At 43.7% G+C, this 1,051-nt stretch carries 2 protein-coding genes; one reads left to right on the forward strand and one right to left on the reverse strand.

The features are described 5' to 3' along the window. Window positions 1–285, reverse strand: a 285-nt coding sequence (locus ACFVVM_RS34315; RefSeq protein WP_387626862.1) for a MerR family transcriptional regulator, incomplete at its 3' end; no start/stop codon positions are given. A gap of 128 nt (window positions 286–413) precedes the next feature. On the opposite strand from ACFVVM_RS34315, the gene ACFVVM_RS34320 reads away from it, so the two are divergent. Then, complete coding sequence (locus ACFVVM_RS34320) at window positions 414–575, forward strand: hypothetical protein (protein ID WP_014475552.1); 162 nt, start codon at window positions 414–416, stop codon at window positions 573–575. Window positions 576–1,051 lie beyond the last annotated feature (476 nt).

Here is a 1,051-nt window from a genome sequence, read left to right on the forward strand (position 1 = left end):
GTCCTGTAGCGATGTAGCGGTATCCGATATGGTCAGTTTAGAACGATATAAGCTTGCTATGTGCTTTACCGTTTCGTCGAGTGAGTGTCCATTGATCTTAGTCATTGTACATAGATACTCTAAAGTCTTTACGTCATCCTCGGTATAGAGTCGCCATCCTTTCGAATCTTTATTGAACGAGTAGCCTTGTTCTTCAAGCATACTGGCATACTTGCGGACAGTTACTGGCTCTATACCGAGGTGTTTTGCGACGTCCTTTGATGATAATTTGATTCCCATATCCATAACGTATCACCTCGTAAAAAGGGTTCGCTATAGTGAGGGCAAAGCCCTTTATTTAGAGCCATTTAAAAAGAAAGCTGTTCCGTTCTTTTATCAGGTTGGGACTGTATTTAGTTTATGGGGGAGTGCCAATGAGTGATTTTGAAACAGGAATGAGATATGTAAGAGCAACCCTTGGCTTTGAGGGTTTAGTGCTGACGGAAGAAGAGGAAAAGCTTTTAGAAAGACGGTTTCATGGAGAAATCACAGAGGAAGAATACATACAAAAAGCGTTTGAGCTTTCTTTGATGTGATGTACCTGCAGGGGCTTATAATATTCATAGCTGTTGTTAGAACCTAAACCCTTTTACCGTTTTTGGCGGTGAGGGTTCTTTTTTTTTTTTAGGCAGTGATGCGATTTTGGCGTGAGTCAACGGTAACCGGACCGTAGGGAGGATTAAGGAGTTGACTCGCTCAGCGCCACCCGAACCCTTTCAGCACTCAAACAAACCCGTTTGTTTGACGCCAACCGGCGAGGGAGCCCCCCGAAGATGCGGGGGGTTGGGGGGATTGAATGCTGGCATCCAACGGCCGTCCGTTGGTGGGTTTGGGCAAAGCCCAAGAACTGTTGCAAGGCTCGTTGAGAATAAAGAATGCTTTTCAGGATGCTTAGAATCGTTTCTGAGAGCTTCAAATAAAAAAGATGACCTTTTATAGGGGGAAGCTCTTAAAATTGAATGTAGGGGCATTTAAACACGTTTAAAAATAAAAAAAGCAGACTCTTTAGAGC

Source organism: Nocardia sp. NPDC058176, assembly GCF_042883805.1.
Lineage (GTDB): Bacteria > Actinomycetota > Actinomycetes > Mycobacteriales > Mycobacteriaceae > Nocardia.